The 26,110-nt window shown below is 67.4% G+C and carries 25 protein-coding genes and 2 pseudogenes; 10 read left to right on the top strand and 17 right to left on the bottom strand.

The features are described from left to right. The first annotated feature begins 97 nt into the window (after positions 1-97). Positions 98-1,321, top strand: a complete 1,224-nt coding sequence (gene mnmA / locus ACP696_RS04290) for a tRNA 2-thiouridine(34) synthase MnmA (protein WP_426043498.1) — start codon at positions 98-100, stop codon at positions 1,319-1,321. 172 nt (positions 1,322-1,493) lie between these two features. Then, positions 1,494-1,727, top strand: a pseudogene (locus tag ACP696_RS04285) (hypothetical protein); the annotation flags it as partial. 205 nt (positions 1,728-1,932) lie between these two features. Here the strand turns inward: ACP696_RS04285 and ACP696_RS04280 are convergent. Further along, positions 1,933-2,436, bottom strand: coding sequence for a winged helix-turn-helix transcriptional regulator (locus ACP696_RS04280; RefSeq protein WP_426013159.1), 504 nt, complete (start codon positions 2,434-2,436; stop codon positions 1,933-1,935). A gap of 303 nt (positions 2,437-2,739) precedes the next feature. Here ACP696_RS04280 and ACP696_RS04275 point away from each other — a divergent pair, with 303 nt between their 5' ends. Next, positions 2,740-3,930 (top strand): acetyl-CoA C-acyltransferase, encoded by a 1,191-nt coding sequence (locus ACP696_RS04275; protein ID WP_426043497.1) that lies wholly within the window; start codon positions 2,740-2,742, stop codon positions 3,928-3,930. A gap of 119 nt (positions 3,931-4,049) precedes the next feature. After that, on the top strand, positions 4,050-4,322 hold the full coding sequence (locus ACP696_RS04270; protein ID WP_426013156.1) for a GNAT family N-acetyltransferase: 273 nt from the start codon (positions 4,050-4,052) through the stop codon (positions 4,320-4,322). A 100-nt stretch (positions 4,323-4,422) separates the two neighbouring features. Here the strand turns inward: ACP696_RS04270 and ACP696_RS04265 are convergent, their stop codons facing one another. The 4 genes from ACP696_RS04265 to ACP696_RS04250 all read right to left on the bottom strand — a co-directional run bounded on the left by ACP696_RS04265 (position 4,423) and on the right by ACP696_RS04250 (position 8,579). Beyond that, positions 4,423-5,454: an endo-1,4-beta-xylanase gene (locus tag ACP696_RS04265; RefSeq protein WP_426043496.1), complete on the bottom strand. Its 1,032-nt coding sequence runs from the start codon at positions 5,452-5,454 to the stop codon at positions 4,423-4,425. Between the two features lie 94 nt (positions 5,455-5,548). Beyond that, positions 5,549-5,968 carry a flagellar export protein FliJ gene (locus tag ACP696_RS04260; protein ID WP_426013152.1) on the bottom strand — a complete coding sequence of 140 codons (420 nt, stop codon included), beginning with the start codon at positions 5,966-5,968 and terminating at the stop codon, positions 5,549-5,551. Next, positions 5,968-7,305 (bottom strand): flagellar protein export ATPase FliI, encoded by a 1,338-nt coding sequence (fliI, locus tag ACP696_RS04255; RefSeq protein ID WP_426013150.1) that lies wholly within the window; start codon positions 7,303-7,305, stop codon positions 5,968-5,970. Before fliI ends, ACP696_RS04260 begins: the two co-directional genes overlap by 1 nt. A gap of 290 nt (positions 7,306-7,595) precedes the next feature. Then, the gene (locus ACP696_RS04250; RefSeq protein ID WP_426013148.1) at positions 7,596-8,579 is read right to left on the bottom strand and encodes an alpha/beta hydrolase family protein; all 984 of its coding nucleotides are present in this window, start codon (positions 8,577-8,579) and stop codon (positions 7,596-7,598) included. A gap of 123 nt (positions 8,580-8,702) precedes the next feature. Between ACP696_RS04250 and ACP696_RS04245 the strand changes: the two genes are divergently transcribed. The 4 genes from ACP696_RS04245 to ACP696_RS04230 all read left to right on the top strand — a co-directional run bounded on the left by ACP696_RS04245 (position 8,703) and on the right by ACP696_RS04230 (position 13,479). Then, entirely contained in the window at positions 8,703-9,461 is a 759-nt protein-coding gene (locus ACP696_RS04245) for a LytTR family DNA-binding domain-containing protein (RefSeq protein ID WP_426013146.1), read from the top strand. A 429-nt stretch (positions 9,462-9,890) separates the two neighbouring features. After that, on the top strand, positions 9,891-10,586 hold the full coding sequence (ctrA, locus tag ACP696_RS04240; protein WP_426013144.1) for a response regulator transcription factor CtrA: 696 nt from the start codon (positions 9,891-9,893) through the stop codon (positions 10,584-10,586). A 229-nt stretch (positions 10,587-10,815) separates the two neighbouring features. Then, positions 10,816-12,225 (top strand): peptidoglycan DD-metalloendopeptidase family protein, encoded by a 1,410-nt coding sequence (locus tag ACP696_RS04235; RefSeq protein WP_426013273.1) that lies wholly within the window; start codon positions 10,816-10,818, stop codon positions 12,223-12,225. A 132-nt stretch (positions 12,226-12,357) separates the two neighbouring features. Then, positions 12,358-13,479: an acyltransferase family protein gene (locus tag ACP696_RS04230; protein ID WP_426013142.1), complete on the top strand. Its 1,122-nt coding sequence runs from the start codon at positions 12,358-12,360 to the stop codon at positions 13,477-13,479. An 84-nt stretch (positions 13,480-13,563) separates the two neighbouring features. On the opposite strand, the gene ACP696_RS04225 is transcribed toward ACP696_RS04230, so the two are convergent. The 3 genes from ACP696_RS04225 to ACP696_RS04215 all read right to left on the bottom strand — a co-directional run bounded on the left by ACP696_RS04225 (position 13,564) and on the right by ACP696_RS04215 (position 15,148). Next, positions 13,564-13,860 carry a hypothetical protein gene (locus ACP696_RS04225; protein ID WP_426013141.1) on the bottom strand — a complete coding sequence of 99 codons (297 nt, stop codon included), beginning with the start codon at positions 13,858-13,860 and terminating at the stop codon, positions 13,564-13,566. Positions 13,861-13,991: 131 nt separating this feature from the next. Continuing rightward, the gene (locus tag ACP696_RS04220; RefSeq protein WP_426013139.1) at positions 13,992-14,687 is read right to left on the bottom strand and encodes an HAD family hydrolase; all 696 of its coding nucleotides are present in this window, start codon (positions 14,685-14,687) and stop codon (positions 13,992-13,994) included. 173 nt (positions 14,688-14,860) lie between these two features. After that, positions 14,861-15,148 carry a DUF1272 domain-containing protein gene (locus ACP696_RS04215; protein WP_426013137.1) on the bottom strand — a complete coding sequence of 96 codons (288 nt, stop codon included), beginning with the start codon at positions 15,146-15,148 and terminating at the stop codon, positions 14,861-14,863. A 267-nt stretch (positions 15,149-15,415) separates the two neighbouring features. Between ACP696_RS04215 and carA the strand changes: the two genes are divergently transcribed. Next, positions 15,416-16,582, top strand: coding sequence for a glutamine-hydrolyzing carbamoyl-phosphate synthase small subunit (gene carA / locus ACP696_RS04210; protein WP_426013135.1), 1,167 nt, complete (start codon positions 15,416-15,418; stop codon positions 16,580-16,582). A 143-nt stretch (positions 16,583-16,725) separates the two neighbouring features. Here the strand turns inward: carA and ACP696_RS04205 are convergent, their stop codons facing one another. The 8 genes and pseudogenes from ACP696_RS04205 to putA all read right to left on the bottom strand — a co-directional run bounded on the left by ACP696_RS04205 (position 16,726) and on the right by putA (position 24,501). Further along, a complete protein-coding gene (locus ACP696_RS04205; RefSeq protein WP_426013134.1) occupies positions 16,726-18,321 on the bottom strand; it encodes a carboxylesterase/lipase family protein in 1,596 nt (531 codons plus the stop codon). A 220-nt stretch (positions 18,322-18,541) separates the two neighbouring features. Beyond that, entirely contained in the window at positions 18,542-19,864 is a 1,323-nt protein-coding gene (locus ACP696_RS04200) for a glycoside hydrolase 5 family protein (protein WP_426013132.1), read from the bottom strand. A gap of 238 nt (positions 19,865-20,102) precedes the next feature. Beyond that, a complete protein-coding gene (locus tag ACP696_RS04195) occupies positions 20,103-20,378 on the bottom strand; it encodes a type II toxin-antitoxin system RelE/ParE family toxin (RefSeq protein WP_426013272.1) in 276 nt (91 codons plus the stop codon). Positions 20,379-20,397: 19 nt separating this feature from the next. Next, the gene (locus ACP696_RS04190; protein WP_426013131.1) at positions 20,398-20,652 is read right to left on the bottom strand and encodes an antitoxin; all 255 of its coding nucleotides are present in this window, start codon (positions 20,650-20,652) and stop codon (positions 20,398-20,400) included. Between the two features lie 36 nt (positions 20,653-20,688). Next, a pseudogene (locus ACP696_RS04185) lies at positions 20,689-20,787 on the bottom strand (hypothetical protein); the annotation flags it as partial. A gap of 29 nt (positions 20,788-20,816) precedes the next feature. Beyond that, positions 20,817-20,921 carry a hypothetical protein gene (locus ACP696_RS04180; RefSeq protein ID WP_426013129.1) on the bottom strand — a complete coding sequence of 35 codons (105 nt, stop codon included), beginning with the start codon at positions 20,919-20,921 and terminating at the stop codon, positions 20,817-20,819. Positions 20,922-21,111: 190 nt separating this feature from the next. Next, positions 21,112-21,372 carry an antitoxin gene (locus ACP696_RS04175; protein ID WP_426013128.1) on the bottom strand — a complete coding sequence of 87 codons (261 nt, stop codon included), beginning with the start codon at positions 21,370-21,372 and terminating at the stop codon, positions 21,112-21,114. A gap of 36 nt (positions 21,373-21,408) precedes the next feature. After that, entirely contained in the window at positions 21,409-24,501 is a 3,093-nt protein-coding gene (gene putA, locus ACP696_RS04170; protein WP_426013126.1) for a bifunctional proline dehydrogenase/L-glutamate gamma-semialdehyde dehydrogenase PutA, read from the bottom strand. Between the two features lie 429 nt (positions 24,502-24,930). Between putA and ACP696_RS04165 the strand changes: the two genes are divergently transcribed. Next, on the top strand, positions 24,931-25,392 hold the full coding sequence (locus ACP696_RS04165; protein WP_426013124.1) for an Lrp/AsnC ligand binding domain-containing protein: 462 nt from the start codon (positions 24,931-24,933) through the stop codon (positions 25,390-25,392). Between the two features lie 140 nt (positions 25,393-25,532). Here the strand turns inward: ACP696_RS04165 and ACP696_RS04160 are convergent, their stop codons facing one another. Next, complete coding sequence (locus tag ACP696_RS04160) at positions 25,533-26,102, bottom strand: CGNR zinc finger domain-containing protein (protein ID WP_426013122.1); 570 nt, start codon at positions 26,100-26,102, stop codon at positions 25,533-25,535. Positions 26,103-26,110: the final 8 nt, after the last annotated feature.

Raw genomic sequence — 26,110 nt, 5'->3', positions numbered from 1 at the left:
AAAGCGGGGGAGGTGGCCGCGATCCGAATACGCATCGTGACGGTGGCGGCGTCAGCGTTCCCTACACAACCTCGCAAAACGCAGCCCAAACCGCTATATGGCGGCGATGGACGCCGACATCGCCACCTTCGACACAGCCAAGACCGACCCCGCCATCCTCGACCGCGCCGTCGAGCAGGCGCGCGCGGCCGTCGGCCTGCCGGTCGGGACGCGGATCGTCGCGGCGATGTCGGGGGGCGTGGACTCCACCGTCACCGCCGCCCTGCTGGCCCGGGCCGGCTATGACGTGGTGGGCGTCACCCTGCAGCTCTATGACCATGGCGCGGCGATCACCAAGAAAGGCGCCTGCTGCGCCGGCCAGGACATCCTGGACGCCCGGATGGCCGCCGAGCGGATCGGCATTCCGCACTATGTTCTCGACTACGAGAGCCGCTTCAAGGAACAGGTGATCGAGGAGTTCGCCGACGCCTATCTGCGCGGCGAGACGCCGATCCCCTGCGTGCGCTGCAACCAGACGGTCAAGTTCCGCGACCTGCTGGATGTCGCGCGGGATCTGGGCGCCGAGGCCATGGCGACCGGGCATTATGTGCAGCGGACGATGACCGGCGGCGGCAACCGCCCGCAGCTGCGGCGTGCGGCCGATCCTTCGAAGGACCAGAGCTACTTCCTGTTCGCCACCACGGCCGAGCAGCTGGAATTCCTGCGCTTCCCGCTGGGCGGCATGCCCAAGAGCCAGGTGCGCCAGGTGGCCGCCGCCCTGGGCCTGACCGTGGCCGACAAGCCCGACAGCCAGGACATCTGCTTCGTGCCCGAAGGCAAGTACACCACGGTGATCGACCGCATCCGGCCGCACGGCGCGATCCCCGGCGACCTGGTCCACATCGACGGCCGCGTGCTGGGCCGCCACGAGGGCGTCACCCGCTACACCATCGGCCAGCGCCGGGGCCTGAACATCGCGGTCGGCGACCCGCTGTTCGTGGTCAGGATCGACGCCGACAAGCGCCAGGTGATCGTCGGGCCGCGCGAGGCGCTGCTGACCCAGGCGCTATCGCTGAAGGAGGCGAACTGGCTGGGCGCTGAGGACAGCCTGGAAGCCGCCGCTGCGGCTGGCGCGCCGGTGCTGGCCCGCGTTCGCTCGACCCGCGAACCCGTCCCGGGCCATCTGGCCCTGGTCGATGGCCAGCCGCGCCTGGTGTTCGACGTCCTGGAAGAAGGCGTCGCCCCCGGCCAGGCCTGCGTGCTCTACGACCCCGCCGATCCCGAACGCGTGCTGGGCGGCGGCTTCATCGTGGCGACGGAACGGGCGCAGATCGCGCTATAGAATCGGTTCGATTCACAGCGAAACCGTCCTCCATTCTCCTCATCTCGGCGAAAGTCGGGATGAGGGGATTCGAGAGCGGCGATCTGAGGCCAGGACGCCATGCTTCGAACCATGCCAGCCTCCGTGCCCGGAACACCATTTCGACCTGACCGTTAGCGGCGCCCGCGCCCTCATGCGCGTTCAGGAAAGCAGACATCAAGCGGCGCCGGCTGGACCTGCCCAAGCTCATCGAGATCGCCCCGCGCCTTGGCTTTGCCGCGCGGGGCCTGGTGTATCTGGGCATTGGCGCCATCGTGTTGCTGGCCGCCACGGATCGGACGCCCAAGCGCGCAACACGCCCAGCGCCGAGGGCGCGACGGGCGTGTTGCGCGCTTGGGCGGACTGGCCCCTGGGCTACGTGCTGATTTCCGCCATCGGCTGCGGCCTGGCCGCCTTCGCCGCCTGGCGTGTCCTGCAGTCGGTGTTCGACGCCGATCACCACGGGACCTCGCCCAAGGCCCAGGGGGTGCGCATCGGCCAGGCGGTCAGTGGCCTGGATTATGGGGGCCTCGCCCTGTTGGCCCTCGAGTTGCTGGACGTGTTCGAGGATTTCGATACCCGTGGGCCGTCACTCACGCCGCCGCGATGGCGACCGAGGCTTCCAGCGCCTCGCCGACCGTCATGGCCGGCTGGTCGTGGACCACGCGGGTCAGGTCGCGGCCTTCGACCATGGCTCCGCACGCCTCGCAAGCCAGGTGCGGGTGGAAGTCGTGGCCGCAGGTCTTGTGGACGAAGTGGACGGGTCCCTTGCCGACGCCATAGACGTGCTGGTCGCCCCATTCGGCCATGGTCAGCAGCACCGGCGACAGGGCGCGGCCCTTGGCGGTCAGCACATATTCCTGGCGCGGCGGGCGCTCGGAATAGCGGCGGGGCTCCAGCACGCCGTTGCTCACCAGGCTTTTGAGCCGCGCGGCCAGCACGTTTCGGGCCACGCCCAGCCGTTCCTGCCATTGCTCGAAGCGCTTCACGCCCTGGAAGGCGTCGCGCAGGATCAATAGAGTCCAGGGGTCTCCGACCACCTCAAGGGTGGCTGCGATAGAGCAACGTTCGTTGGTGTAGTCAGCGGTGCGGCCCATCACGCGAAGGTGAAGCCTTCCGCGGGGGAATGCAAGGGTTGCTTTTGCAGACGAACGACGTAGGTTTCTTAAAGCAATTGACTGTCTCAGTTGCCCCCTGCGGAGCGCGATAGTCGAAAGTGGAACCCGGTTTCGACGGCTATCGCGTTCCAACTTTTTGAGTCAGAAATTGGCTTTGCCAATTTCTGCCGACGGCCAAGGACATCCGCTCCCGCCGTCGGCCGCTTTTTGCGCGAGACCCTTGCGCCAGCCGCGCCCAAGGGGGTTTATTCCGCCACGAATTTCCAAGGCCGGAGTTTATCCATGTCCAATGTCTCTGATCCCGTCGTCATCGTCTCGTTCGCTCGCACGCCGATGGGCGGTTTCCAGGGCGCCTTGGCCGGCGCCAAGGCCACGGAGCTGGGCGCGACGGCCGTGAAGGCGGCGATCGAGCGGGCGCGCGTGTCGGGCGAACTGGTCGAGCAGATCTTCATGGGCTGCGTCCTTCCCGCAGGCCTTGGCCAGGCGCCAGCCCGCCAGGCGGCTGTGGGCGCGGGCCTGCCGCTGTCGGTCGAGGCCACGACGGTCAACAAGATGTGCGGCAGCGGCATGCAGGCCGCGATCATGGCCCACGACGCCCTGCTGGCCGGCAGCGCCCAGATCATCGTGGCCGGCGGCATGGAGAGCATGACCAACGCCCCCTACCTGCTGACCAAACACCGCGCCGGCGCCCGCATCGGCCACGACCAGATGTGGGATTCCATGTACCTGGACGGGCTGGAGGACGCCTACTCGCCCGGCAAGCTGATGGGCTCGTTCGCCGAGGACAGCGCGGCGGCCTATCAGTTCGACCGCGACGCCATGGACGCCTACGCCATCGCCGGCCTGGCCAAGGCCCAGCAAGCGGTGACCTCGGGCGCCTTCGCCGGCGAGATCACGCCAGTAACCATCACCACCCGCAAGGGCGTCGAAACCGTCACGCAAGACGAGCAGCCGCTGAAGGCCGACGCCGCCAAGATCCCGACCCTGCGCCCGGCCTTCAGTCGCGATGGCGGCGTCACGGCGGGCAATTCCTCGTCGATCAGCGACGGCGCCGCCGCCTTGGTAATGACCCGCGAGAGCGTCGCCCAGCGTCTGGGCCTGCCGATCGTCGCCCGCGTCGTGTCGCACGCCGCCCACGCCCACGAGCCGGGCCTGTTCACCACCGCCCCCGTGCCGGCCATGAAGAAGGCCCTGGCCAAGGCCGGCTGGAGCGTCGCCGAGGTCGATCTGTTCGAGGTCAACGAGGCCTTCGCCGTGGTGGCGATGATCGCCCAGCAGGAACTGGGCATCGATCCGGAGAAGCTGAACGTCAATGGCGGCGCCTGCGCCCTAGGCCACCCGATCGGCGCCTCGGGCGCGCGCATCCTCTGCACCCTGATCGCGGCCTTGCAGGCGGGCGGCGGCAGGAAGGGCCTGGCGTCGCTTTGCATCGGCGGCGGCGAGGCCACGGCGATGGCGATAGAGCTGGTTTGAGCTGCTGACGGGGACACACACTCATCCCGCGTCGTCGCCAACAAGCCACGACCCGGGGGATGAGTGTGTGTCCCCAACCGCACCCCGCATCCTCTTCCCATGATCCGCGTTCACCCCTGATGACCGACGCCTTCAGCCACAATCCCGCCAAGAGCCGCTATGAACTGGAGGTCGATGGCCTGATCGCCTTCGCCGACTACCAGCGCAGCGGCCTTCGCCTGGTGATCGCCCATGTCGAGGCAGACCCCGCCCTGCGCGGCACCGGCGCGGCCGGACGCCTGATGGGCGAGGTGACCAAGACTGCCCGGGCCGAGGGCATGAAGATCGTGCCAATGTGCAGCTATGCCTCCGCCTGGCTGCGCCGGAACGATCCCGAGATGATCGCCGGCTAGAGCATTTTTCGAGCGAAGTGGTTCCGGTTCGCGGGAAGAAAAATGCGTCAAAACAGAAGATTAGAGCTCACGGCCTGACGCAGTCAGGTCGGGAAATGCTCTAGCCCCGGAACGCCTCGACCAGAGCCGCAGCGCCGAGTTTGGGCCGTCCAGCGTCGTCGAACGGCGCGGGGGCGTCGGTGGGGTGGGCCTTGCGCAGCCACGAGTCCCGGTCGCGCAGGCCCCATAGGGTGAAGGCGAAGCGTTGGCGCTCGGGCAGGGCCATGAAGGCCTGCGCGGTCTCGCCATAGACCGCCGCCTGGCGACGTTGCAAATCCGATCGCGACAGCAGCTTGTTCTCGGCCTCGCTCAGCGAGATGTCGAGTTCGGAGACGTGGATCGGCAGCCCCAGGCTGGCCAGGTCGCGCATCATCTCGCGAATCTTGCTGGGCTCGATATCGGCGGCGACATGCATCTGGGTTCCCAGGCCGGTCAGCGGCGCGCCGGAGGACAGCAGCCGTTCGGCCAGCTTCAGGAAGGTCGCGCGCTTTCGCGGATTGTATTCAAGATTGTAGTCATTGAGCAGCAACACGGCCTGCGGGTCTGCCTCGCGGGCGGTGCGATAGGCCAGGGCGATGTGTTCGAAGGCTCCCAGCTTCTGGGACCACAGGCTGTCGCGCCAGCCGTTACCGTCCTCGGCGACGGCCTCGTTGACCACGTCCCAGCCGACCACCTGGCCGCGATAACGACCGGCGACGGCCAGGATGTAGTTGCGATAGGCGTCGACGAACTTGATGCGGCTCTCGTCCAGCGCCTGGAAGGCCGGCGGGGCCTGGGCGTACCAGACCAGGGTGTGGCCCAGCAGGCCCATGCCGTGGGCGCGGGCGAAAGCGGCGATGCGGTCGGGGGCGTCGAAGCGGAAAGAGCCGTCCGGCTGGACGATGTACTCCATCTTCATTTCCCACTCTGGGGTCAGTTGGCTGACCTGGCGGGCCACCAGCCCGGCGAGCGCCGGGTCGTCCAGATGCAGGGCCTGGACGCAGGTTCCGATCCGGAAGGGCGCCATAGTCTTCAGCGGCGGCAGATCCGCGGGGACGGTCTGGCTCTTGGCGCCGGGGCCGCAGGCGGACAGGGCCAGGGCGCCTGTCAGCACTGCGCGGCGGTCTAGGCGGTGTAAGCGCGACGGACCGGGACAGGCACATGTGCCTGTCCCGGGCTCCGGGCGCGGCGAATAGAGGCTGTCAGCGCTACCGCCCACCGGCGGCGATCCTGCGCAGGCCCAACTCGTCGAGGGCGGCGCTCTCCAGCTTGCCGACCAGCTTGGCCTTGGCGAGCTTGGCGGCCTCGGCGACGTGTTCGTATTTCTTGAGGTTCTCGAAGGCCATGGCCAGGGCGTCGCGCGCGCCGGTTTCCTCGATCAGGGTCTGGTCGATCTCCAGCAGGGCCTGGTCGCGGCGGATCTTGAACCCCTGGCGAAAGCCGATCATGTACCACCCGGCCTGGATGTCGCCCTGGGCGCCCAGGGCCTCGGCCTCGGCCTCGGCGTCGAGCGACGCGACCCGCATCTCGGCGGTCTGGCGACGATCGACGATCTCGGACAACCGCTTCTGAAGCGTCTCCACCTCGTGGTTCGAGATGCGGATCAGGGAGTCGGCCCACTTGGTCATCAGGCGGCGTCACTTTGCAGGATATGGGCGAGATAGCCGAAGCTGTCGTCGAGGCTGGTGGCCTCGTCCTTGTCCTGGCCCAGGAAGGCTTCCACGGCGGGGTTCAGGCGGATGGCGCGGTCGATGACCGGGTCGGCCCCGGCCCGATAGGCGCCGATGCGGATCAGCTCTTCCATGTTGGCGTAGGCCGACATGGTTTGGCGGGCCGTCTTGACGACCTCGCGCTCTTCCAGGGTCTGGCAACCGGGCATGGTCCGACTTATGGACTTGAGCACGTTAATGGCGGGAAAACGCCCGCGTTCGGCGATGGCCCGTTCCATGACGATGTGGCCGTCGAGGATGCCTCGGGTGGCGTCGGCGATCGGCTCGTTGTGGTCGTCGCCATCGACCAGCACCGTGAACATCGCGGTGATCGGGGCGGCGGTCGTGCCGTCGGGGCGGATCGGGCCGGGGCCGGCCCGCTCGAGCAGCTTGGGCAGTTCGGTAAAGACGGTGGGGGTGTAGCCCTTGGTGGTCGGCGGCTCGCCGGCGGCCAGGCCAATCTCGCGCTGGGCCATGGCGAAGCGGGTCACCGAGTCCATCAGGCAAAGCACTTCCTGGTCCTGGTCGCGCAGATATTCGCAGATCGCCATGGTCATGTAGGCGGCCTGGCGGCGGGTCAGGGCAGGCTCGTCCGAGGTGGCGACCACGACGATGGCGCGCTTGAGGCCTTCCTCGCCGAGGGTCTCCTCGATGAACTCGCGGACCTCGCGGCCCCGTTCGCCGATCAGGCCCACGACGACGGCGTCACAGGTCGCCTCCTTGGCCAGCATAGATAGCAGCACCGACTTGCCGACCCCCGAGCCGGCGAAGATGCCCAGGCGCTGGCCGCGGCAGGTGGTGGTGAAGACGTTCATCGACCGCACGCCCAGATCGATGCGCTCGCCGACCCGGCCGCGCGCGTGGGCGGGCGGAGGCGGGGCCTTCAGCGGGTAGGGGACTTCGCCCTGTGGCAAGGGGCCGAGCCCGTCTATGGGCTCGCCAAAGGCGTTGATGATGCGGCCCAGCCAGGCCTTGGTCGGACGCACGGCGGCGCCCTCGGGCATGATGCGGATCTCGGCGCCGGGGGCCACGCCCTCGACGGGGCCGAACGGCATCAGCAGGGCGCGGGTTTCGCGGAAGCCGACCACCTCAGCCGGCAGCACCGGCAGGTTCAGCCGGTCGATCTCGACCCGCGCGCCGATCGCCAGCCGCGTCAGCCCGCCGCGCGCCTCGATCAAGAGGCCGTTCACGGCGGCGACGCGACCGGAAATGGTCAGCGGATCGATACGTTCGACGGCGGCGATCAGGCTACGCAAGCAGGACTCCCGAGCTCCGGGTCAAGCTTCGACCCCGCGCGTTAATGGGCCGTGAAGTAGGGCTGACATGGTTAATTGGGTCTTGCGACCTGGAGCGTGGGGTTGGAGCTGCGGCGTTATGACCGTCCCTTCCTTCTCCCCTTGCGGGAGAAGGTGGCGGCGAAGCCAACGGATGAGGGGGCGACGGGCGATCGCCGTGCGCTCCAAGGCTTTCGGACAGGGCGGTGCGACCCCTCATCCGACCTCCTTCGGAGGCCACCTTCTCCCGTAAGGGGAAAAGGATATTCGCTTCAGCGCCGCGCCAAGTTCGCCTCGAAGAACTCCACCACGGCCTTGTTGAAATCCACATGGAACGCGGCCCGGTCGAAACCTGGGGCGCTGGCGCAGATGAACCCCGCCGTGGCCAGACCCGCCGCGTTGCAAGGCGTCAGGAAGTCGAAATGCCCGGCGCCGGCCACCAGATGATAGTCGGGCGCCTTGGGCAGGTTGGCGCGGACGGTCGAGGCATAGAACGGATCGGGCAGGATCTGGTCGTCGGCCGCTCGCCACAACTGCACGGGCACGCTCACGTGGCGCAGGTCGAGGATGTAGCCCAGGGCCGGGGCGGCCGAGACCACGGCCTTGATGCGGGCGTCGTGCACCCAAGTGGCCTTTAGCGCTTCTTCGGACTGCGGATGCTCAGCCAGCAGCTTGCAGTCGTAAAAGTCCGGATGGGCCTGGCAGTGCGGCGCGATCTTGCTCAGGTCCGGCTCGCCGCCTGCCGCCGCCAGCACCGTGAAGCCGCCAGACGAGAAGCCGAAGGCGCCGACCCGCTCGGGGTCGAGGGCGGTCTTCATCGGCGAGGCGGTCAGCATGTAGCCGATCAGCACCGACAATTGGCGGGGGCGGTTGGCCATGTCGGTGGCTCGGCTCTGGTCGGCATAGTTGTCGCCCGTGTGGGTCAGGGCGGCGACCACGAAGCCGGCCTCCGCCAAGGCCTGGGCGGTGTCGGCATGGCCGCCGAAGAAGCCGCCATTGCCGTGCGACATGACGACCAGCGGCAGGTAATCGCCGGCCAGCGGCGCGCCGCGCGCCACGGTCTGGGCGCCGATGCCCAGGTCCATCGGCGTGGCGGGGGCGTCGGTGGGATACCAGACGCCCACCATGATCGGCGGGCCTTGCGGGTCGGGAACCTGAACCACCGTGAAGCCGGCATTGGCGGCCAGGGCCGGGGCGGCGCAGGCCAGCAAGGCCAGGGCGGCGACGGGCGGCAGAAGAAGGGAGCGGATCGACATGGATGTCCTTGGGCGAAGTGAAACCTGACCAAGCCATGCCGAGACCGAACGCTCTCCGCCAGCGCGCCTGCGCGGATGGGCGAACGGGTTCGCGAACCGGCCAACCGCCGCTATAGGAGCAGCATGACCGCCAGGACGCCTTTCTTCGGAACCGCCCGCGAATGGGCCATCAACCTGGGCGTCGCCTCGGTGGCGGGCGCGTTCCTCGGCGTGATCGGACCCTTTGGCAGCTATTATAACGGCCCGCCGGGACCCCGCGTTTTCCACTTCGTCGTTTGCTTCTGGGTCGGGACGATGATCTTCGGCATGTCGCTTCGCTTGGCCGAGGCCTGGTCGGAACGCAGCCGGGTCCCGCCCTGCCTGAGCCTCGCCATCCTGGCGCCCGTCGCCTGCGGTCTACTGGCGGTCTTCGTCAGTTGGCTGGCCACCCTTCTGTGGCCGCAACTGAAGGCGTATACGCCGTGGGACTGGTACAGCCAGTGCCTAGTGCTGTCGGTTCCGGTCCTGGTCTTCATGATCCTGGGCCGCCGGCTGCGCGCCGCGCGGTCGCTTACACCTGTCGCCTTGGAAAGCCGGCCCTCACGCGACGTTCCGGCTGGCGAGGTGCTGTGTCTGCGGATGGAGGACCACTATGTGCGGGTCCACACCCTGACGGGCTCGCGCCTGGTGGCCGGTCCGTTCGAGCGGGTGATCGCCGGCCTGGACGCGCGCGAGGGCATGCGGGTCCATCGCTCTTGGTGGGTGGCGCGCGCCGCGGTGGTCGGTGTGGCCGCCGAGGGCCGCAACCTGCGCCTGGTTCTGCGAGGCGACCTGTCGGCGCCGGTCTCGCGGACCTCGGTGGCGCGGCTGCGGGACGCCGGATGGCTCCCACCCGAAAAATAATAGGTCAAGCTTCTGCGGCAGGACGTCGCGACCGTGGCAGGCGCTTTGCGCCCCGCCGAAAAGTTCTGGCGATCACCGTTCGAAAATCTTCGCGACAGAACGCCGCAATCTCGCCCCACAGATGAACGGCGCGATGGTCAGGAAACGCGCCTGAGGCGATGTCGAAGAGCTTTGCGGGGCTGGATTTCACGGCTTTTGACCCAAAAGGAATCGTCTTGACGAACGATCCACAGGCCGCCGCGACCAATGCGACAAACGACTCGCTGGGCGCTTGCGCCCGATTCGCAAATCAGATTAACCATTTCCTCAGCGAGATTATTCACCATTAACCAGTCTTAAATTAACTGTCCCGCACAGTGCAGGACGGGTTTCACCGGCGGTATTCCGCCACGCTGTCGAATAATGCCGCCCAAGGGCGGGGAGGGCTGCATGCGCGTACTGTTGATCGAGGATGACAGCGCCACCGCGCAGACCATCGAGCTGATGCTGAAGTCTGAAGGCTTCAACGTCTACACGACGGATCTTGGCGAAGAGGGCGTGGATCTGGGCAAGATCTATGACTACGACCTGATCCTGTTGGACCTGAACCTGCCGGACATGAGCGGCCTCGACGTGCTGCGCACCCTGCGGGTGGGCAAGGTCAACACGCCGATCATGATCCTGTCGGGCACGTCGGAAATCGACACGAAGGTCAAGACCTTCTCGGGCGGCGCCGACGACTACATGACCAAGCCGTTCCACAAGGACGAGATGATCGCCCGCATCCATGCGGTGGTCCGTCGCTCCAAGGGTCACGCCCAGTCGGTGATCAAGACCGGCGACATCGTGGTCAATCTGGACGCCAAGACGGTCGAGGTGACGGGCAACCGCGTCCACCTGACCGGCAAGGAATACCAGATGCTGGAGCTGCTCTCCCTGCGCAAGGGCACGACCCTGACCAAGGAAATGTTCCTCAACCACCTGTACGGCGGCATGGACGAGCCGGAACTGAAGATCATCGACGTCTTCATCTGCAAGCTGCGCAAGAAGCTGGCGGCCTCGGCCCAAGGCAAGCACCACATCGAAACCGTCTGGGGCCGGGGCTACGTCCTGCGCGACCCGAACGAGCAAGTCGCCGCGGCCTAAACCGTCCCGCGCGATGTCGAGAGATCAAGGCGCCCGTCTCTCCGGAGGCGGGCGTTTTTCTCTGCCAGATCAACGGATTAACCCTATCCGTGACAAAACGCCCAAAGCACTTGATAGTCCTTGTCCAGGGGCGGTCTCATCCGTCACTTTCCGGCGCGAGGCTTGCTGGGGGGCATCCCAGCCGTGTCATTCTTGAACGCACGCGGCATCGCTACCGAACGGGGGCATGATGCAGGAATTCGATCCGAGGCGGCCGACCTTGCGTTGGGCTCCGCGCGTCTTCACCGCCATCGCCGGTCTGGCCGCCCTGGGCCTGGGCTGGAAGCTTACGGCGCCCGACGCCCCGATCGCCTTGGTCCGCGCCCCGCTCGACGCCGCCGCCATGGCTATCCTGCAGCACAACGCCTTCGCCAGCGCCGAGGCCCAGCCTGGCTTCGACCGTCCGCAATCGATCCCCGTCAAGGTGCGTCCCGGCGAGACCCTGGAAAGCGCCGTGCTGCGCACAGGGATCGCCCCCAATGACGCCCACCAGGTGGTGGCCTCTCTACAGGGCGCGATCGACACCGTTAACATCAAGGCCGGCATGGCCTTCGAGGCCGCCATCGCCGAGCGCCGCAATGGGCCCAATGGTAGAAGGGGGGCCGGCGCCGCCCGCCTGATCGGCCTGTCGATGCGCACCGGCCCGTCCTCCACCCTGACCGTCTCGCGCACCTTCGACGGCGCGATGAAGCTGCGGGAGCTTGAGGAAAAGGTCAGCGACGAGACCAAGGTCGCCTGCGGCCGGATGGAGGGCTCGTTCTATGAGAGCGTCGCCAATGTCGGCGGCACGCCGGCGGTGATCAGCCAGGCGGCTCAGCTGTTCTCGCACAAGATCGACTTCTCGCGCGACATCCGCGAGGGCGACAGGTTCTGCCTGGTGTTCGACCGCAAGGTCACCGAGAGCGGTCGCACGGTCGAGGCCGGCGACCTGGAATATGCCGAGGTCAAGGGCCAGAAGTTCTACGCCTTCGACCGCGATGGTCGCAATGGAGCAGGGGGGGATGGCAAGCCTCAGTTCTTCGATGAGCTGGGCAAGAACATTAAGGGCTTCCTGCTGCGCACGCCGGTTGACGGGGCCCGCATCACCTCCACCTTTGGGCCGCGCAAGCACCCGGTGCTGGGCTATACCCGCGCTCACCAGGGCGTAGACTTCGGCGCCGGCGCCGGCACGCCCATTCTTGCGGCCGGCGACGGCGTGGTGCTGGAGGCTCGCCGCTGGAGCGGCTACGGCAACTGGCTGCGTATCCGCCATTCGGGCCAGTGGGACACCGGCTACGGCCACATCTCGCGCTACGCCCCCGGCATCCGTCCGGGCGTCCATGTGCGCCAGGGGCAAGTCGTCGCCTATGTCGGCCAGACCGGCCTGGCGACCGGTCCCCATCTGCATTACGAGGTCTGGCTCAACGGCCAGCGCGTTAACCCGATCGGCGCCAAGGTCCCACAGGGCACGATCCTGGCGGGCGGCGAACTGAGCCGCTTCAAGGCCCAGCGGGCGCATATCGACCGGCTGCTGGCCGATGGCGGCGACGCGGACGACAAGGCGACCCCAAAACTGGCCCTGGCCAGCCTGGACAAGACCAAGGGCCCGACGTTGCGGTAATGCTGAGGACACGCCCTTGCGGCGTGTCCCCATTTAGCTTCAGCGGTTGCGGAAGGGGACACGCCGCAAGGGCGTGTCCCCGCCATCACGCGAGCTTGACCATCGTCCCGCCGCGTCCCATCCAGAGGGCGCATGAAATCTTTCCCACCTCTGAAACCCGACTCCGAGGACATGCTGCACCTCGACGCCCTGCGCATCGTCGGGGCGCTGATGATCGTGGTGTTCCATTTCAACCGCTTCATCAATCTGGATGGGCGCTGGCAGGCCGTGGACGACATGGTCAAGGGCTTCAGCCTGATCGTCGACCTGTTCTTCGTGATCTCCGGCTATGTGATGGCGGCGGTCTATGCCGGGCGGCTGACGACCTGGGGCAAGTACGGGACCTTCCTGAAGAAGCGGGTGGCGCGGCTGGGGCCGCTGCACTGGGCGACGCTTGCGGTGTTCGTCGCCGTCTGGGCCGCAGGGCAAGCGGGTTTGGTCGCCGATCGCGATCCCAAGCGCTACGACCTGGCCTGCATCGTCCCCAACATCATCTTCATCCACGCCTGGCACGTTTGCCACGCCCAGACCTGGAACTTCGTCAGCTGGGCGATCAGCGCCGAGATGGGGATGTATATCGCCCTGCCGCTGCTGTTCTGGATCACGGCGCGCGGATGGGTGGTGACGGCCTTGGCGGCGGGCGTCAGCCTGACGGTGCTGCTGCTCAATCCCGACGGGCCGATGCCCTTTCACCAGTGGACCTGGAACTTTGGGGTGCTGCGCGCTGTGCCGGGGTTCCTGATCGGCATGCTGGGGTTCCAACTGAGGCCGATACTGGGGCGGCTGCCCTTGGCGCGCTTGTGGATGTGGGGCCTGCTGGCGCTGTTCCTGGGGCTGTCGATGATCCGCGTCGAGCGCACCTGGCTGCTGCTGCTCGTCTACGCCCTGGGCCTGGCCGGCGTCGCCGCCGATGCCGCAGGGACGCAGGGCGGGGTCAGTCGCCGCCTGGCGCCGTGGGCGCAATTGAGCTTTACCCTCTATCTGCTGCATCCGATCTTCCTGAAGATGGTGCTGAACTGGCTGGGGCTCAGCACCTGGCATCTGGGCGACAACGGCGACGCCATGCGTTGGCTGGTGCTGGCCAGCATCGTGGCGCTGATCCCGCTGGCCTATCTGTCGCTGGTGCTCTTCGAACGGCCGGCGCGCGACTGGATTTCACGGCTGGGCCAAAAACGAACCCTCTCTCATAGAGAGAGGGAGGGACCCGCCGCGTAGCGGTGGGAGGGTGAGAGGTTACACCTTGGACGATTTCGCGCCGCGCCCGCAATGGGCGCTCGGACGGTCAGTTATGGGTAGGTTTCAGACGTGGCGGACAGCTAGATAGGCTTCTTGTTGGGCCGCCTCTTCATCTGTGTAGAAGTGATCGTCGAGCCCCTCGACAGGCACGTAATCGCCATAGTCAAGCTGTTCATTGTAGAGCTGCATCGCCTCGTACCATGACGACGCGCGGAGTTCAAAAACCCTGCGGGCGTGAGGTGTCAGGCCAGGGCGCAGCTGATCGCTGCGCTCACGGACCGGTCCGAATTCGCCGCCGTGTCCGCTTTCCCAATACTCGTGGAGTAGCTCAGGCATACGCGATGTTTGCGGCAGCTTCACGGAATCCGCAACGGGTCGAAAGCAGACCGGGCGCTATCCGTCATGCCCTGCCGGCACGCCGGTCAGCGGTGTAACCTCTCACCCTCCCATGGCTTCGCCATGGGCCCCTCCCTCTCTCAAAGAGAGAGGGTTCAAGAAAGACTGTCCACCCAGCTCGGCAGCGCCGAAATCGACCCCAACTCGCCGTACCGCGCATGGTCCTTTGGCGCGGTCGCCGCCTCGTGCGCCCAGACCAGCGGGTAGGGGATCAGCGCCGCCCAGGCGCCGGCCTCAAGGGCCGGGAGGATGTCGGACTTCACCGAATTGCCGGCCATCACCGCCTGCTCGGGTCCGGTCCCGTGGCGGGCGAAAACCCGGCGATAGGTGCCGGCGTCCTTCTCCGAGACGATCTCGACGGCGGCGAACAGGTCGCCCAGACCGGAAGCCGCCAGCTTCTGCTCCTGGTGTAGCAAATCGCCCTTGGTGATCAGCACCAGCCGGTAGCGTTCGGACAAAGTCGCCAGGGCCTTCTCGACGCCGGGCAGCGGCTCGACGGGTTCGCTGAGCATCTCGCGGCCGGCCGCCAGGATCTGGCGGATCACCCCGATGCTGACCTGGCTGTCGGTCAGGTCCATGGCGGTCTCGATCATCGACAGGGTGAAGCCCTTGGCCCCGTAGCCATAGAGCCGCAGGTTGCGCTGCTCGGTCTCGACCAGGCTGGCGTCGATCTGGGCCTCATCGCCATAGGGCGCCAGCAGCTCGACGAACCGCTTGTGGGTCAGGCGGAAGAGGGTCTCGTTGTGCCAGAGGGTGTCGTCGGCATCGACGCCGACAGTGGTGATGGGCATGGAAGCGCTCCGGATCGGAGGCGGGTGATACGACGGGTCCGGAGAGGAGGGAAGGGTCGGCGGCGTTCCTCCTAGAGCAAGCCGCGCAATATAGGAATCGCGCGGCTTGCTCTAGACTTTTGTTTTCGCATCGCTTTTGCGGAAAACCGGTGGCCACTTTTCCGCGCGATGCTCTAGGCCCAGGAGGGCGCAGACGCCTGGGGCGACGGTGGTCGCAGCCTGGCGCAGGCGGGATGGGCCTTGTAGACGCGCTTCAGCGAGGCCGGGAAACGGTGCAGGGCCGACGCGGGCCGGATCGGCCGCGCCGACAATCCGCCGCCGCAATTGGGACAGACGCCGGAAAAGCGGCTCTCCACGCAGTCGATGCAGAAGGTGCATTCGAAGGTGCAGATCAGGGCCTGGTCGCTGCTGGGCGGCAGGTCGCGATCGCAGCACTCGCAATTGGGACGAAGTTCGAGCATGGTCGCCTCCTCCCTTGATCGCGTGTCTTGATACGCGTTGACCCGCGCACCATAAGGGCCGATGGCGCGCGAACGCGAGAGAGCAAGTTCGCCGATCACGGGAATGTGGGAGCGCGCTCGCCGCGCCGTGATCGAAAGGGTTGACCCCCCCGTCATACCCCCCTAGACACGCCGCCGTTTGCGCGGCGGGTGGGGGTTATCTCCGACCCGCCTTTTTGCGACAATGATCGGCCCTTCGGGGCCAGCGTTCTGGAGGCGCTTTCCGAGATGTCCCAAGACCTTCTCCCCGGCGTCACCGGAATTTTGGCCCTGGCCGACGGCACGATCCTGCAAGGCCTCGGCTGCGGCGCGACGGGCGACGCGGTCGGCGAGGTGTGTTTCAACACCGCCATGACCGGCTACCAGGAGATCCTCACCGACCCCTCGTACATGGCCCAGATCGTCGCCTTCACCTTCCCGCACATCGGCAATGTCGGGACCAATGTCGAGGACCTCGAACAGATGGCCGGCGGGGCCGAGACGGCGGCCCGCGGCGCGATCTTCCGCGACGCCCCGACCCACCAAGCCAATTGGCGCGCCGACAGCGACTTCGACGGCTGGATGAAGCGCCGCAACATGATCGGCCTGTCGGGCGTCGACACCCGCGCCCTGACCCGCAAGATCCGCGAGACCGGCATGCCGCACGGCGTCATCGCCCACAGCCCGAGCGGTGAGTTCGACCTCAACGCCCTGGTCGCCAAGGCCAAGGCCTGGGCCGGACTGGAAGGCCTCGACCTGGCCAAGGACGCCTCCACCACCCAGACCTTCACCTGGGACGAGGGCCTGTGGTCCTGGCCGGAAGGCTACGCCAAGCTGGACAAGCCCAAATATGAGGTCGTGGTCCTCGACTATGGCGTCAAGCGCAACATCCTGCGCGCCCTGGCCCATGTCGGCGCCCGCGCCACGGTCGTGCCGGCCGACACCTCGGCCGAGGACATCCTGGCGCGCAATCCCGATGGCGTGCTGCTGTCAAACGGCCCGGGCGATCCGGCCGCGACCGGCGAATATGCGGTGCCCGAGATCCAGAAGCTCGTCGCCAGCGGCAAGCCGGTGTTCGGCATCTGTCTGGGCCACCAGATGCTGGCCCTGGCTGTCGGCGCCAAGACCGTGAAGATGGAACAGGGCCACCACGGCGCCAACCACCCGGTGAAGGACCTGACGACCGGCAAGGTCGAGATCGTCTCGATGAACCACGGCTTCACGGTGGACAGCGCGAGCCTGCCCGAGGCGGTGACCGAGACCCACGTCTCGCTGTTCGACGGCACCAATGCCGGCATCGCCGTGACGGGGAAACCGGTTTTCAGCGTGCAGCACCATCCTGAGGCCTCGCCGGGGCCGACGGACAGTCTGTACCTGTTCGAGCGGTTCGCGGGTCTGATGGATCAGGCGAAGTAAAAATCCTCCCCCTGTGGGGGAGGTGTCGCCCGAAGGGCGACAGAGGGGGGGAGTGTTCGGCAGGTGACCGCCTGCAGGATTGCCGACCCTAAAACTCCCCCCACCGATCGCTTCGCGATCGCCTCCCCCATCGGGGGAGGATTTTACGTCCCGAACTGCGTGAACGGGACCTTGTTGAACAGCTCGCGCTCCGCCCCGCGCGGGTCGTCCTGCATCCGGGTGGTGTTGTCGAACACCAGCGTCTGCCGCCTCGGCAGGGTGTAGGGCTCCCACTTCGGGATCGCCGGGCAGTTGGGATCACCCGTCCGCGCGAAGGCGATGAAGGCGTCGGCCAGGCGCTCATGCAAGGCCACAGCGTCGGGCGCTGAGCCGGTGATCACGCCGGGCGCGTCGAGATTTCCGAACACCAGCTGCATGTCCAGCGTATGGGGGGCGCCCCAGACGCCGCCGTCCTTGGGGGCGCGCCAGTCGAGCTGATAGGCGAAGGCGGGGGCGCCGGCCTTGGCGCGTTCCTCGTCCTGGATGATCGCCGCCTTCCACGAGCGGCCGGCCGTGGCGGCGGCGAAATAGACGTCGGACGGGGCATAGGCCGGATAGATCTTGCGATAGGCCGCCACCACCGTGGCGGGGTCGATGTCGACGCGCGCGTTGAACTGGCTGGGCAACTTGGCGATGACCTGGTCCCAGGTCAGGTCCAGCAGGCTCTTGTCATAACCGACGAAGCCGCGCGTCTCGTCATGGGTGTTGCCGACCATCATCGGCACGTCCAGGCTCTGGGGCGCGGCGTCGGGGAAGAAGGGGTGGCGGGTCAGGCTCCGCTCGTCCAGCACCGGACCCATATAGACCCCGCCGCTGCCGGCGATGGGATCGACGGCCTTCAGGCCGGCCAGGAACTGGTCGGCGCGCAGGGCGCGCAGGGCGGCCAGGTCCTTGACCCCCAGCTTGTCCACGAAGCCCTTGGCGCGCTTGGTGGCGTTGAACGGGCCGCCGACCGTGACCTGCTGGCCGCTCATGGTCGCGGCGCGGTGGAACAGGCCCTTGGCCGACGGCATGGCCATCAGGGTGGCGATCTTGGCGCCGCCGCCGGACTGGCCAAACAGCATGACATTACCGGGATCCCCGCCAAACGCGGCGATATTGTCGCGCACCCATTGCAGCGCCAGGACGAGGTCCAGCTGGCCGGCATTGCCGCTGTCAGCCACGGAAGGGTCGTCGAAGAGGCGGGCCAGATAGAGGTAGCCAAAGGCGTTGAGGCGGTGATTGACCGTCACCACCACCACGTCACCGCGCTTGGCCAGTTTCGTGCCGTCATACCAGGGGCTGGCCCCCGAGCCGGTGTTGTAGGCGCCGCCGTGGATGTAGACCATCACCGGGCGCTTCTTGCCCTCTGAGGCTGGGGTCCAGACGTTGAGGAACAGGCAGTCCTCGCTGAGCGTCTCGCCCTCCTCGCCCTTGCCGCTTTGCGGTGACGCCGCGCCGAAGGCCAGGGCGTCGGCGACGCCGGTCCAAGGCTTGGGCTTGACGGGCGGCGTGAACCGCGCCGCGCCGCCGGTGTCGGCGCCGTAACGCAGACCCTTGAACACCTGGACGCCCGTGGCGCTGGCTCCACGCACCTTGCCCGCCGTGGTGGCGACGACGGGACCGGCCTTGGCGGCGGCGAAGGCCGGCGTCGAGGCCAAGGCCAGGGCCGCGCCCGCGCCGGCGATCAGGCCGCGGCGATCGACATTCAGGTGGTCCATGAGCTTGCTCCGGCGCGGTTGGGCTCGCGCTCGGAAGAAGGGCTATCACGGATCATGACACCGGTGACATCCACTTTTTGGGGAGGGCGGAGCGCCAGCCGAGCAGGTCCTCCCCCCGTGGGGGAGGCGGCGCGAAGGCGCCGGTGGCGGGAGTAGACCCACCTCACCGACACTCCCCCCACCGTCGGCTTCGCCGACACCTCCCCCACAGGGGGAGGACTTAGAGTGCGTCCACCGCCTCTGCGTGCTCGCGGATGATCTCCAACGTCGAGACATCCGCGTCGAACACCCCGAACAACCCCTGCTCCTCCTGCGGCGGATCGCCGACATAGGCCTGGTCGCCCATCTTGAACCAGGCGTCCGGATGGGCCGCGCGGGCCTCGCCGTTCCAGGCCCAGAAGTTGGTCCCGGCGATCGGGCCGCCGGCCTTCATGTCGGCCAGGGCGGTGTCGAAGACCATGCCGTAGAACCGGTCCTTGAACGTGGCCAGAGCGCCGGGCGTGAAGGCGCGATCGTCGCGGATCAGGCCGAACTCCTCGATCACGAGGGGCTTGCCCAGCCCCTTGGCCAGCGCGATGTGGCGAGCGATGTAGTCGCGGCACTTCGCCTCGCCGGCGGCGTAGGTCGCGGGCTGATCCTTGAAGTCGATCCAGTTCCAGTTGTTGGGCCAGACGTGCAGGGTCAGGTAGTCGATGCTAGCGGGCTTGTGGGCCTCGACCACGCAGGCCTCGCGCTGCAGGCAGCCCATGTCGCCCTCGCTGCCGGTGCTCACCAGGTGGCGGCGGTCCAGCGCCTTGATGAAGGCCGAGGTCTCGGCGATCCAGCGATAATAGGTCGGCAGGTTGGCGACCCCGAACGCCTCGCTGCCGCCCGGCCGCGGCTCGTTGGCCAGCTGCCAGGCCATGATGGTCGGGTCATCGCGATAGGCCTTGCCGGTGACGCCGTTGGTGCGGGTCACCAAGGCGCGGACATAGTTCTGGAACAGGACCTGGGCCTTGGCGTCGCCATAGAAGCGCGCCGAATAGTCGGCGAACTCTGGCCACGGGTGGGCCGGATCGCCCTGCTGAAACCAGTCGCCATTGCCGGTCCAGCGCAGATAGGCCGGCATGCCGCCTGACCAGTCCCAGAAGTTGTTGAGATAGATCACCGCCTTCATGCCGCGCTCGGCCATTTGCGCCAACAGCACGTCGAGGCCGGTCAGCAGATCCTGGTCATAGTCCTCGCCGGGCCCACGGAAGGTCGGGTCGATCGCCACCTTGGCCGGCGACCGCTCGCCCGCGCCCAGCACCCGCAGATTGGTGACGCCCAAGGCCTTCAGCCGGTCCAGCTCGCGCCCCAGGCGGGCGCGGTCGCCGGTCTTGCCTGGGGAGCCCAGCCAGGCCCCGTACCAGAGATTGGCGCCGACGAAGCGATAGGGCTTGCCGTCGAGGGTCAGGTGGCCGTCGCGGACGGTGACGAAGCCCTTTGCGGGCGTGGCGGCCTGCGCGTCGCCAACGGCCATCAGGGCGGCTCCGGCCATCATCAGGTGGCGTCTCGACAGCATGGTTGGCTCCCCCGTTTTGCCTACACTAGCGGAGGGCGGTGGCGCGGGGGAGGGGACTCCAGAACTTGATTTCTGAAAGAATGGCCCAGGCTGCTCCCTTTAGCCTTTGTACAGCGTGGTCGGCCCGTTCGATCGGCGCGACAGCTGTTGTCGAAGAAGTGCGATGCCGGATTGATCCTTACGCCCTTGACCGCCGAGCCCTGCGAGAGGCCGGCCAGAGAAGCGACGGCTTGCTAACTCAAGGCGTTCGTTTTTCCAGCCCATGCCAGACCCTAGAAACGCGCACCCTGTCACCAGCGGGTTCGTAACGCACGACGTAGCTTGATGAGCCGAAGGGCACGATCAACTCGCGAAGACCGTCGGCATCGATGGGGCGTCCCCGATCCGAAATCTCGCCGAGACTTTCGAAGGCCTGGGCCAGCACGTCGAGCAAGCGATCGGCCGCGAGAGGATGCTTCTCGAACAGCCAGTCGTGGACGCGTGCCACATCGGCGTGCGCTTCGCGTGAAAGGATGACCGGGCGGGGCAGAGCGTTACAGGCGGTGGCGCGCGCGAAGCCGATCGCGCAGTTCGGGCCAAGCCGTTCCCTCGCCGGTCCGTTTCATGCGTTCAATGATAGCCCGGTCAATAGCCGGATCAGGATCGATCGGCGCTTGCCCGGCCTGATCGATCTCTCGATCGATCAGCAAGGCGGCATAGTCTTTCGGAGACATGTCCAGCCGATCCGCCAAAGCCTTCAGCTTGGCGGTCTTTTCAGCGTTCACATGAAGATCAAAGCCGTCAGCCATGAGCGAAGAATCCCGCCCTGGGCCGGCGGCGTCAAGTCACAGATTCAACGACACCGGATGCCCGTCCTGGGCCGTGATGTTGACGCTCAGCGCCCGCTCCACCGCATAGCGCAGCGGGGCATGCGGCCCGCCGGCCGACAGGTCCGAGTGGCGGCGGTCCAGCCTCACCGGCGTTCTTCTAGCCCGTGCCAGATCCGGGTGATGATCACCCGGTCGGAAGTGACCCGGTAGCGGATGATGTAGCCACCTTGTCCGAAAGGAATATTCACTTCGCGGGTCGCGGGTCGCGGGTCGTGGGGCCGACGGGGCGGCCTCTCAAAGGATGTCTGGTCAGGCTGATAAGCATCTGGCCCATTAGATCGCCGAAACGGGCGGCTATGGCGGTGTCGTATTCCATCAGTCTCCCGTTCAGGCGTTCGGCGTCCTTGCCTGCCCGAGGAGAGACGGTGATGGAATAGATCACCCCTCTCGGCCGCCGAACGTCCGGAGCCGCACCTGAAATTCTGGCCAGGAAATGGCCTCGCCCGTGCGCTCAACCTCGTCCGCTATGGCTTCATCGATGGCGGGGTCTGGATCGACCCACCCCGAATTACTGTTCGCGAGGTCCCGATCGATCAACAGGCCCGCATAGTCCTCCGGTGACATGTTGAGCCGGTCTGCCAGAGCCTTGAGTTTGGCGGCCCGTTCGTCGTCCAGGTGAAGATCAAATCCATCGGCCATGGACGCAGAATCCCGCCCCTGGCCGAGATCGTCAACTCACAGATTCAGCAGCGCCGGATCCCCGCCCTGGGCCGTGATGTTGACGCTCAGCGCCCGCTCCACGGCGTAGCGCAGCAGCGCATGGGGCCCGCCGGCCTTGGGGCCGGTGCCCGACAGGCCCTCGCCGCCGAACGGCTGGACGCCGACCACGGCGCCGGTCATCGAGCGGTTGACGTAGCAGTTGCCGGCTGGGACCAGGCGCTGCACGTCGGCCGCGAAGCGCTCGATCCGCGAGTGAACGCCCAGGGTCAGGCCGTAGCGGCGGGCCGCCAGGGCGCCGGCCACCTGCTCCAGGTCCTCGGGCCGATAGCGCACCACGTGCAGCACCGGGCCGAACACCTCGCGCTCCAGGAAGTCGGCGGCGGGGATCTCGGCCAGGACCGGGGCGAAGAAGGTCCCGGCTTCCGGGGCCGTAAGCTGGTGCAGGACCTTGGCCTCGTGTCTCAGGCGGACGAGATGCTTGTCTAGCGCCGCCTTGGCCTCGGCGTCGATCACCGGGCCGACGTCGGTGGCAGCCAGGGCCGGGTCGCCGATCACCAGGGCGTCCATGGCCCCCTTCAGGCCCTCGATCAAGCCGTCGGCGGTGTCTTCCGGCAGGAACAGCAGCCGCAGGGCCGAGCAGCGCTGGCCGGCGCTGCCGAAGGCCGACAGGATCACGTCGTCGATCACCTGTTCGCGCTGGGCGGTGGTATCGACGAACATGCCGTTCAGGCCGCCGGTCTCGGCGATGAACGGCACGATCGGGCCTTGGCGTTGGGCCAGCGTCTGGTTGATCCGCCAGGCGGTGTCGGTGCCGCCGGTGAAGGCCACGCCGTCCAGGCCGTCATGGGCGGTCAGGGCCGCGCCGACCGTCTCGCCGCGACCTGGCAGCAGGGCCAGCAGGCGGTGGTCCAGGCCGGCGGCGTGATAGAGCTTTACCGCCTCATAGGCGACCAGCGGCGTCTGCTCGGCAGGCTTGGCCAGCACGGCGTTGCCGGCCGCCAAGGCGGCGGCGATCTGGCCGGTGAAGATCGCCAGCGGGAAGTTCCACGGGCTGATGCAGACGAAGACGCCCCGGCCCGCCAAGCGCAGTGTGTTGGTCTCGCCGGCCGGTCCAGTCAGGGTCTCGCCAGCCAGGCCGAACTGCTCCTCGGCCAGCTTGGCGTAGTAGCGGCAGAAATCGACCGCTTCGCGCACCTCGGCCACGGCGTCGGGCAGGGTCTTGCCGGCTTCGCGTGACAGGATGGCGATCAGGCGCTCGATATTGGCTTCCAGGGCGTCGCCCATCGACCGCAGGACCACGGCGCGGGCGGGGCCGCCGGCCTGATCCCAGGCGGGCTGGGCGGCGCGAGCCAGCTTGAAAGCCTGGTCGATCTGCGGCAGTTGGGCCTCGGAGACGACGCCCACCACGCGGTCGGGATCGGCGGGGCTGACCACCGGCATCGGCGGCGCGCCGGCCGTGAATTTGCCGCCGATCAGCGGGCCGGACGACAGGGTCAGCTTGTCCAGTTCGACGAGGTGGGCGGCCAGGCGGTCGCGCGCCGCCTTCACCGACAGGTCGACGCCAGCGCTGTTGCGGCGCCACGGACCGTAGATATCGGTCGGCGTCGGGATCTTGGCGTGGCGGTCGGGGTGGGCTTCCACGGCGGTGATCGGATCGACCACCACCTGCTCAACCGGCACCCGCTCGTCGAGCAGGGCGTGGACGAACGATGTGTTGGCGCCGTTCTCCAGCAGGCGGCGGACCAGGTAGGGCAACAGGTCCTCGTGGCCGCCCACCGGGGCGTAGGCCCGCAGGGTGACGCCGTCATAGAGGTCGTCGGCGGCGGCATAGAGCGCCTCGCCCATGCCGTGCAGGCGTTGGTGCTCGATCTTGACGCCGGAATTCTTGGCCATGCGCACCACGGCCGCCAGCGTGTGGGCGTTGTGGGTGGCGAACTGGGCATAGAGGTGGGGCGCGGCAGCGACCAGGGCCTTGGCGCAGACCAGGTACGACAGGTCGGTGGCGGGCTTGGTGGTGTAGACCGGATAGTCCGGCCGGCCGGCGACCTGGGCGCGCTTGATCTCGCTGTCCCAGTAGGCCCCCTTGACCAGGCGGACCATCAGGCGGCGACCGGTTTCCTTGGAGAGGGCGGTGAGGCGGGCGATCACCTCGGGGCAGCGCTTCTGATAGGCCTGGACAGCCAGGCCCAGGCCGGTCCAGTCGCCCAGTTCCGGCTCGCGGCACAGGCGGTCCAGCAGCTTCAGCGACAACGCCAGTCTGTCCGCCTCTTCGGCGTCGATCGTGAAGCTTAAATCATGCTCTGCGGCGATCAGCGCCAGGCGCAGGATGCGCGGATAGAGTTCGTCCCAGACGCGGGCCTCTTGCGTGGCCTCATAGCGCGGGGTCAAGGCCGACAGCTTGATCGACACGCCGTGGCCGGCTTCCGGGCCGGCGCGGTTGGACAGCTTGCCGACGGTTTGAATCGCGTCGGCATAGGACTTCTCATAGCGGGCGGCGTCGGCGGCGGTGCGGGCGCCTTCGCCCAGCATGTCAAAGCTGCAGATGTCGTTGTCGTGGGCGGCGCGCTTGATGGCCGCCTCGATGGTGCGGCCCAGCACGAACTGCTCGCCCATGATGCGGATGGCCTGGCCGACGGCGGCGCGGATCACCGGCTCGCCCAGGCGGCCGGCGATCTTTTTGATAAACGCCGGCAAATCCCGCTGGGCCTGGTCGTCGGGCTCGACCAGCTTGCCGGTCAGCATCAAGCCCCAGGTCGAGGCGTTGACGAACAGGCTGTCGCTGCCGCCCAAGTGGGAAGCCCAGTCGGCCGAGCCGATCTTCTCGGCGATCAGCTTGTCGCGGGTGTCGTCGTCAGGGGTGCGCAGCAGGGCCTCGGCCAGGCACATCAGGGCCAGGCCCTCGCGGGTGCCGAGCGAAAACTCCTGCAGGAAGCTTTCGACCACGCCCTGCTTGCGGACGCTGCGGCGGGCGCCGCGCACCAGGGCCTCGGCCTCGGCGCGGATGGCGGCGCGATCCTCCAGGCTCAGGGGCTGGGCGGCTAGCAGGTCGGCGATCACCGCGGCCTCGTCGCGGTACTTGCCGTCGTCCAGCGTGTCCCAGTCGGTCATGGTCGCCTCGTTAATGGAATATCATCGGTCTATCGCGACATCGGCCAAAGGTGCTTCGTTTGTTCGGTGGCTGGTCCGTGTAATCTTCGGTAAAATCGGCGAGACCAGTCATTCGCTCCAGGCGCGCCGCGAGGTCGCTCGGGAGCATGTCGACGGCACATTGGGCGGGAAGGAGAGCGGTGGGAAGGGACACGTTACGGGGGGAGGTCGCGTGCCCCTTCCGCTCTCGCGCGGCGCTCAACGGGGGAGAGGCGCGCCGCGACGGCCGCCGCTTGCGCGGGGCGATCCTGCCGCCTGGAAACGCCGAGGGGGGGAGTGGCGCGGCCAAGCTTGCTAGGACGATTGAGGGTATAGCGCCGACATGATCGAAGGTGCTTTGTTTGTTCGGATCAATTTCCGAATTATCTTCGGTTAAAACGGGAAAAGTCCATGTCTGCTCTAGATGATACCGATCGCCGACTTTTACGGGTGCTGCAGGTCGATGGCCGTATCACCAACGCCGAGCTGGCCAAACGCTGCAACCTGTCACCGGCCGCCACCTTCGACCGTGTGCGGCGGCTGCGCGAGCGCGGTTTCATCCTCGGCTATGTGGCGCTGCTCGACCCGGCCAAGGTCGACCGCGCCCTGCTGATCTTCGTCGAGGTGGTGCTGGACCGCACGACCGGCGAGATGTTCGAGGACTTCGCCGCCGCCGTGCGCCGCGCGCCCGAGATCCTGGAGTGCCACATGGTGGCCGGGGGCTTCGACTATCTGATCAAGGCCCGGGTGCGCGACATGGAGGCCTATCGCGGGTTCCTGGGCGACATTTTGGTCAAGATGCCGGGGGTGCGCGAGACGCGGACCTATGCCGTGCTGGAAGAGGTTAAGAGCACGGTGCAGCTGCCGTTGTAATCCCGCCAAAAACCCGCTCATCCCGGCGAATGCCGGGACCGAGATGGAATAGCTGAGGCTGACGCCATAGGCGTCGAGCTCTTCCCGTCATCCTCACCGCTAAGGGGTCTGGGTCCCGGCATTCGCCGGGATGAGCGGAATTAGAGAGACCGCTCCCGCTTCCGAAACCCTGCCGCCTTCGCCCTGTTTCCGCACGCGGTCATCGAGCACCACCGCCTGTCTCCCTTGCGGGAGGTGTCGAGGAACAGCACCGCGCAGGGCGGGCCTTCGCACTGGCGGATGCGGTCGGAGAGCTCGCCGCCCAGCAGGTCGACGCTTTCACGGGCCAGGCCGGCCAATAGGCTGCGCGCATCGCCAAACAACCGAGCGCGGCCATCCTCGCCCAGCCAGGGCGGGGCGGCGGGCAGGGCGGCGAAGCCATTGATCAGCTCGCGGTCGAGGCTCGGCAGGTCGCCGCCCTTGGCGCGGGCCAAGGCCAGGCGATAGAGCGCCTCGCGCAGGCCGCGGGCCTGGACCAGGTTGCCGTCGGTGGCGCTGGGCGAGACCTCGGCCAAGCCAGCGGCGACCAGCCAGCGATCGAGATCGGCGGGCGTGGCCAGCAGGTCGCGGGGCGCGGCGCCCAGGCGACCGGTCACCGTCGCCGGCAGGTCGAGCGCCAGGCGGCCGCCTCGAAACTTGAAGCCGTCGCGGATTTCCGCCTTCGCGATCATGCGTTCCT

It is taken from the genome of Caulobacter sp. DWR3-1-2 (assembly GCF_049896225.1).
Lineage (GTDB): Bacteria > Pseudomonadota > Alphaproteobacteria > Caulobacterales > Caulobacteraceae > Caulobacter.
Note: the sequence above shows the minus strand (reverse complement) of the source record. Positions and strands in the feature narration are given on the sequence as shown.

Excerpts from the sequence above, each read along its gene's own strand:
- ACP696_RS04190 (WP_426013131.1), bottom strand. The coding sequence starts at position 20,652 with ATGGCTGACGGCTTTGATCTTCATGTGAACGCTGAAAAGACCGCCAAG.
- ACP696_RS04220 (WP_426013139.1), bottom strand. The coding sequence starts at position 14,687 with ATGCCCATCACCACTGTCGGCGTCGATGCCGACGACACCCTCTGGCAC.
- ACP696_RS04250 (WP_426013148.1), bottom strand. The coding sequence starts at position 8,579 with ATGTCGATCCGCTCCCTTCTTCTGCCGCCCGTCGCCGCCCTGGCCTTG.
- ACP696_RS04175 (WP_426013128.1), bottom strand. The coding sequence starts at position 21,372 with ATGGCCGATGGATTTGATCTTCACCTGGACGACGAACGGGCCGCCAAA.
- ctrA (WP_426013144.1), top strand. The coding sequence starts at position 9,891 with ATGCGCGTACTGTTGATCGAGGATGACAGCGCCACCGCGCAGACCATC.
- ACP696_RS04215 (WP_426013137.1), bottom strand. The coding sequence starts at position 15,148 with ATGCTCGAACTTCGTCCCAATTGCGAGTGCTGCGATCGCGACCTGCCG.
- mnmA (WP_426043498.1), top strand. The coding sequence starts at position 98 with ATGGCGGCGATGGACGCCGACATCGCCACCTTCGACACAGCCAAGACC.
- ACP696_RS04200 (WP_426013132.1), bottom strand. The coding sequence starts at position 19,864 with ATGCTGTCGAGACGCCACCTGATGATGGCCGGAGCCGCCCTGATGGCC.
- ACP696_RS04160 (WP_426013122.1), bottom strand. The coding sequence starts at position 26,102 with ATGATCGCGAAGGCGGAAATCCGCGACGGCTTCAAGTTTCGAGGCGGC.
- ACP696_RS04280 (WP_426013159.1), bottom strand. The coding sequence starts at position 2,436 with ATGGGCCGCACCGCTGACTACACCAACGAACGTTGCTCTATCGCAGCC.
- ACP696_RS04165 (WP_426013124.1), top strand. The coding sequence starts at position 24,931 with ATGTCTGCTCTAGATGATACCGATCGCCGACTTTTACGGGTGCTGCAG.
- carA (WP_426013135.1), top strand. The coding sequence starts at position 15,416 with ATGTCCCAAGACCTTCTCCCCGGCGTCACCGGAATTTTGGCCCTGGCC.
- ACP696_RS04275 (WP_426043497.1), top strand. The coding sequence starts at position 2,740 with ATGTCCAATGTCTCTGATCCCGTCGTCATCGTCTCGTTCGCTCGCACG.
- putA (WP_426013126.1), bottom strand. The coding sequence starts at position 24,501 with ATGACCGACTGGGACACGCTGGACGACGGCAAGTACCGCGACGAGGCC.
- ACP696_RS04245 (WP_426013146.1), top strand. The coding sequence starts at position 8,703 with ATGACCGCCAGGACGCCTTTCTTCGGAACCGCCCGCGAATGGGCCATC.
- ACP696_RS04260 (WP_426013152.1), bottom strand. The coding sequence starts at position 5,968 with ATGACCAAGTGGGCCGACTCCCTGATCCGCATCTCGAACCACGAGGTG.
- ACP696_RS04235 (WP_426013273.1), top strand. The coding sequence starts at position 10,816 with ATGCAGGAATTCGATCCGAGGCGGCCGACCTTGCGTTGGGCTCCGCGC.
- ACP696_RS04270 (WP_426013156.1), top strand. The coding sequence starts at position 4,050 with ATGACCGACGCCTTCAGCCACAATCCCGCCAAGAGCCGCTATGAACTG.
- ACP696_RS04205 (WP_426013134.1), bottom strand. The coding sequence starts at position 18,321 with ATGGACCACCTGAATGTCGATCGCCGCGGCCTGATCGCCGGCGCGGGC.
- ACP696_RS04230 (WP_426013142.1), top strand. The coding sequence starts at position 12,358 with ATGAAATCTTTCCCACCTCTGAAACCCGACTCCGAGGACATGCTGCAC.